Annotated in this window: 5 protein-coding genes; 1 reads left to right on the top strand and 4 read right to left on the bottom strand. The window is 50.2% G+C overall.

Annotation, left to right across the window (positions count from 1 at the left end):
* Positions 1-48 precede the first annotated feature (48 nt).
* Entirely contained in the window at positions 49-330 is a 282-nt protein-coding gene (locus tag FZE95_RS19355; RefSeq protein ID WP_150302428.1) for a hypothetical protein, read from the bottom strand.
* A 734-nt stretch (positions 331-1,064) separates the two neighbouring features.
* On the opposite strand from FZE95_RS19355, the gene FZE95_RS19350 reads away from it, so the two are divergent.
* Positions 1,065-1,433, top strand: a complete 369-nt coding sequence (locus FZE95_RS19350; protein ID WP_150302427.1) for a hypothetical protein — start codon at positions 1,065-1,067, stop codon at positions 1,431-1,433.
* Between the two features lie 268 nt (positions 1,434-1,701).
* Here FZE95_RS19350 and FZE95_RS19345 read toward each other — a convergent pair whose 3' ends face one another.
* The 3 genes from FZE95_RS19345 to FZE95_RS19335 all read right to left on the bottom strand — a co-directional run bounded on the left by FZE95_RS19345 (position 1,702) and on the right by FZE95_RS19335 (position 4,669).
* Positions 1,702-2,040 carry a hypothetical protein gene (locus FZE95_RS19345; protein WP_150302426.1) on the bottom strand — a complete coding sequence of 113 codons (339 nt, stop codon included), beginning with the start codon at positions 2,038-2,040 and terminating at the stop codon, positions 1,702-1,704.
* A 955-nt stretch (positions 2,041-2,995) separates the two neighbouring features.
* Complete coding sequence (locus FZE95_RS19340; protein WP_150302425.1) at positions 2,996-3,178, bottom strand: hypothetical protein; 183 nt, start codon at positions 3,176-3,178, stop codon at positions 2,996-2,998.
* A gap of 126 nt (positions 3,179-3,304) precedes the next feature.
* A complete protein-coding gene (locus FZE95_RS19335; RefSeq protein ID WP_150302424.1) occupies positions 3,305-4,669 on the bottom strand; it encodes a tyrosine-type recombinase/integrase in 1,365 nt (454 codons plus the stop codon).
* Positions 4,670-5,121 lie beyond the last annotated feature (452 nt).

Here is a 5,121-nt window from a genome sequence, read left to right as displayed (position 1 = left end):
TAAGTCGACGCTGGTGGGTCAGTATTACTCCGGCGGTGACACTGAGAGTCACACATGAGCTTTTTCACCGCAACCATAGCGACTTCTAATCCATTCTTTTATTTGAACTTCAGTCAGCATTCTTCCGCTTGGAATTCCTGAGAAAAGATCACGCACTTGGTAGTTGTCCCAGTTGGGTGATTTAATTAAAAGCATGTCTGGCTCAATATGATCCTCATCACCCAGAACAGCTAAACATCTCCATCCTCTCTTCGCTAATCTTGCGTTCCATATATCGCTCCAGTCGCAGATACTTACTCCATGCCTCGCGGCATAGGTTTCAAGTTTCACTATTCATGCTCCTCGCTTTTGTATCGGATATCATCAGGCAAGTAGTCGATATGTCTAGTTGCACTCAGCGTATCTATTCAACGCAAATAGTACGGCATCACTCGAACATCCCAACGGGCATGCAGATCGACGTGGAAATCCTGATTGCGTACCGAGGCAACACAAAAAACGTGATTTGATGAAATTTGCAGGGAGCTGGGTCATGACCCGTTTTGGTCTCAAGATCTCGCCGCTTCGTCCGAGGATGGCTCATCCTCATCCCAACGTCCCCCAGTGGACGCATTACGTGGGCTCTATAAGGAATCGGAACAGTGTTCCCACATATACTCCCACACTAGTAAGGTTGCTTGCCGTCCAACAGGCGTTTCTGGGTCGAGCTCAAGCAGAGGGCATTTATCGTTGAGGCATTCGTCCGACGATTTAAAACGATCGGCGGACTGCTCTTTCAGATGACGTTGGAGCTTGTGGCGCCTGCGGTAGCGATAGTGCAACTGTTAAATCACAGGAAGCACCATCGACTGGGATTATCTTGCGTGGGCTTTGCAGGCGCTCTCACGTGGTTCTGCGGATTTGGGCGAGCGCGTTCTTATTCGGATGGATCTTGTAGGTTCACAAGATGTTCGACTTCCTTTACTGTCGTCCGAGCTGGAAGCTCTCGTCATCGTTTACATGTAAGGTCCGAGATTTGCCAAGCCCGTTACAACGAACCACACAAACCTTCAATAGGACAGCCAATGGATACGCGCGAATTTCCAATTGATTCCTCTTTCGATTACATCAAGCCTAGCAAGGCGTATCTGGATCATCTAGATCGGTGGGTGGATCCCGACCATGAGGCGGCGCTCACGGTTGTTCGTCAATGGGTCAGGTTCTGCCCTTACCCTGAATGGGTATTGCTTGAATTGCCCGAGGGCAATTGGGGCGCATTATGGCATCAGGGCTACGGCACGGAGTATACCGACATGGTACTAAGAGGAGATTACAGCCTACTAGCTCTCGTAGTTGAAACGTACGTCGAAGTAATGCGCTACATGGCGAACAATCTTATGTTTCCTCCTGAATCACATGCGACCATGATCGCATTGCAGCGAAGCACTCTCTAAAAATTGTTGCGGAGTGAATAGTGGCGGCGTGATCTGAGTTAACTGGTAACGTTACCGTTATTGTATTTTGCAGAGAAGGAGGTAGTCCGTCTTTTGCGCTGCGACTGACACGCATGCGCAGGGATTTTAAAGTCACCGAAGAATGTGCTGTGAGCATTCCCTATGTTGCACGATCACAGGTCAGATCGGAACCTCGCGCTCTAAGCGGTCTATCAGGTCCAGCGCCGTCTCCGTGTGAGTATGAGTAATGAACATTTCTAATGGAGTTTTACCGCTCAAAAACCCGACAGGGCGCTTCAAGCCACAAATTGGCCACGGTAATATCAGCTTCGAATAACTCCAACGTTGCATCTACTAGCCTAACCAGACGAAAGATTCCGTCAGTTTCACCGCCATCAAGTTCGCCTCCCGCAATCCAGTGTTGAATCCTGGGCTTGTCGAGGTTTAAAGCCGCCGCTAGGTCGTACGGGTTGCGGTTAACTAGCGAGGCGAGGCGAAGCAAATGTTCAGCCGAAATATCAGAGCGAGCCTGAGCCATGAGTTCAGCCGACCCGGTAGGGAGACCGAGCTCATCCCAGACGCTAGTTTTTTTCTTGGAAGCATTCATATTCTCCTCCGGATTGCGTCAATTGCAATTACAAGCACCTCAACGAAAGCTCTTGAAAATATCGAGAAGGGGTGACCTGACAACTGTGCCCAGTACATATCGATGTCTGAGTTTGCGAAAAATCGCCTCGACCGCTGTTGATTAATGCTCGCACACGTAAAGCTTTTTTGCGCGGATAGGTAATTATCTGCTCCCAAAGGGGGGATGGATTTGGGCTTGGAACGTGGATTACCAATGGTAGGGAGCTGGCACAGGATCGGTCGGATCGAGCTACCAATGTGTAGAAGTGCACAGCAGCGAGGAGGGGATAAGATGGTAAGCCTCTGATATTGCGAGCTTTTTCCTCGTAGCATGTCTTTCACGTTATTTGCCTGAGGCGCATGGGCCCGCGAGGCAGAGCAGACTCTATTTATCCGTAAGTCTTTGTTTTATTAAGGGGTTGCACGTGCAACCCCCCTTGCCCGGTTCCGTTGTGAGCTACCAATTTGTAGCTCGAAGTCTCCTTCGCGGGGAGCTGGCACAAATGATCGGTCGCATCGAGCTACAGATGTGTAGAAAGCGCGCTGCAGCGGGACGGCGGCTTATCTTTGATAAGCCTATAGATGCCGCGCGATACACATCTCAGGCTATTCGTCTGAGTCGGATGGTCGGCGACGCGTAGCAGACTCTATTTAGCCGTACGGCGTCGTTTCATGAGGGGATTTGGACGTGCAACCCCCTCCTTCACGATGCCCCAGCCTAGTCAGATTCGGGCTGTTAGCGAAAATTCTTATTTACAGCTATGTTGTTGATTCGTATAGGGGTTGCACGTGCAACCCCCCTAGCTTAGAGCTACGCATTTTTAGACCTGACCTTGGGCTCCAAGCTGCTGCCGACGCGGGTCTGCGGGGTTCCATCAACAGCACTTGCAGCAGGACCCAAGTCAGACAGCCGCTAAATAATGCCTACTTTGCGGTTATTTTCTACGTGACAAGGGTGTGCCGGCCATACGGCCAACTGGTTCGAGCTCAAGTCCCTTGGTTGCTGCGATATCGATGAAACGGATCTGCGTCAACGTACGGTTTGCCAGCGTCTGGTGTGCTTCAGCTTGCAATCGTGCGGCCATCAAGGCTTTTGAATTGTGTGTTCGCTTTTTCATAGACAGCGTTTGCCTCAATGTTGCCTTGTTAATATTGCCGCTGGATCGCCATCAGCAGTCAATCTACAGGCCGTCATTGCTGACGGTTACGGTCTTTTCGTAGGAACTGGTAAAACATGGTTTGGATCATGATGACGAAATGGACTCGTCCGAGCTTAATATAATGTCCAGAATATGATCAAATTCTGTCATTGCGGCTTTCCGCCGAGGTAGCGTGATCATGGGGTTGTTACGGTAGTGGTCTGCGACTATGCCACCGGTACCATGCGCTTGAAGCTCATCAGAACGACGATCGTCTATACCGTATTTGGCCATTAGCTGGGTGCACGTTCGTCGTAGATCACGTGCAGTAAATCGAGGAATCTGCACGCCATCCATCTGTGAATGTTCAGATTCGAACCACCGGTTAAGCGCATTTTTCAGGCTTGAAAGTGTAACTGGCCGCCCATCTATTCGGTTTGTCCATGGTCTGATTCGGTTACCGTTAAGCCGGTGTATGTCTCTGATGATTTCAAGCGCACGAGGGGTCAGAGGAACTGGATGAGGTTTCTGTTGCGATCGCCCACTACGGCCTTTGCTGTGGTGCAGATGAGCCACGCATTCCACCAGATCGTACGCATGCCATTCTGCTTCAATGACGCTCGAAAACCGCTGACCTGCAGTAGCGATGACGAATTTGAATAAGGACGTCATCACTGGGCCTACACGGTCGGTCTTTTCCAGTGTATTCCAAAACTGTTTTAGCTCTTTTTCTGAGAGGGCGCGGGTACCTTTCTTTTCGACGTGTTCAACCGTAACCACTGCGGCTGGATTCAACTCGATAGCATAGGTTTTGTTACTAGTTCTACCGACTACGTTCTCCGCTCTCATGCCGTAGTTGAATGACGCGGAAATCTGGCGTCTCATCCGTTCTGCCATCACCTTTGATCCACGTTTATGGATGGGGGATAGGAGCTCTTTAATGTGGGTAGGCTTAATGTCGGCAGCGTGCAGGCAAAGTATCTCGGTATTCTGCAAAATCAGCTTCCCACGGACGCGCTTCATTTCATCAATGGTGCGGGGATCAAGCTTACCAGTCCGGTCATCGATGTAATCCTGCAGTAAGTCCTCGAAGGTACCCTTGGCAGCCTCGATTGCAGCGATACGCTCTGCTTCAATCGCCTTGAGGCGCGCATGATTCTCGACTTCGTTTTTGTGTTTCGTAAGGTCACCATGCTCTAGAGCTAGCATGGCCATCTCCACAGCTTTCTCACGAATTTCTGTCAGAGTAAAACCTGCGTCTTTGGGTTTTTCTTTATAGCTTCCTAAGCTGACCTTCTTACGCGTTCCCTGGATAGCGTATCGGTAGCTGGCTGCGATAACGCCGCTAGCTTTACGCTCGAATAGGATCGCCCCTTTTCCCCTACCTGGTAGCGAGTCGGTAATCGTGTCGCCAGCCCTCAGCGATTTCAGATCTTCAGGTCGTACCAAACGGGACAAATTTGATGCCATATTGAGCTGACTTCCATGTGCCTGGGTACCACTTTGGGTACCACTTCTAAAATGAAAATAGGAAACAACGTGGAACAGTTGAGAACGCAGGGAAACGTTAACTGTTTGAAATATATATGAATTATATACGAGGTGGTACTCTTTGCAACGGGAAGGTACAGCTAAAATGATGCCTTGTAATCAGTAGGTCCCGAGTTCGACTCTTGGTGCCGGCACCATACACAGAAAGGCCCGCAGAAATGCGGGCCTTTTTTGTTGTCTGTGGGTTGTACTTCTTCGATGTGGTTAAAGCTTCTTCGATGGGCTTAGAGCACAACGAGAACGGTATAACCGCGCCTCGTCGCCCTATACTGGGTCGCCGCGCTGCTCGATGCCGGCACTCCCGCCCACTGCGTTGTTGAGCCCTCCGCTGAATCAGCAGCCTATCGAGCATCCTGTCCGTGAATGTGGGG

The sequence above is a fragment of the Pseudomonas profundi genome (assembly GCF_008638305.1).
GTDB lineage: Bacteria > Pseudomonadota > Gammaproteobacteria > Pseudomonadales > Pseudomonadaceae > Halopseudomonas > Halopseudomonas profundi.
Note: the sequence above shows the minus strand (reverse complement) of the source record. Positions and strands in the feature narration are given on the sequence as shown.

What these genes read in the sequence shown, in the direction of transcription:
- FZE95_RS19350 (WP_150302427.1), top strand. Translation starts at nt 1,065, where the DNA reads ATGGATACGCGCGAATTTCCAATTGATTCCTCTTTCGATTACATCAAG.
- FZE95_RS19345 (WP_150302426.1), bottom strand. Translation starts at nt 2,040, where the DNA reads ATGAATGCTTCCAAGAAAAAAACTAGCGTCTGGGATGAGCTCGGTCTC.
- FZE95_RS19340 (WP_150302425.1), bottom strand. Translation starts at nt 3,178, where the DNA reads ATGAAAAAGCGAACACACAATTCAAAAGCCTTGATGGCCGCACGATTG.
- FZE95_RS19335 (WP_150302424.1), bottom strand. Translation starts at nt 4,669, where the DNA reads ATGGCATCAAATTTGTCCCGTTTGGTACGACCTGAAGATCTGAAATCG.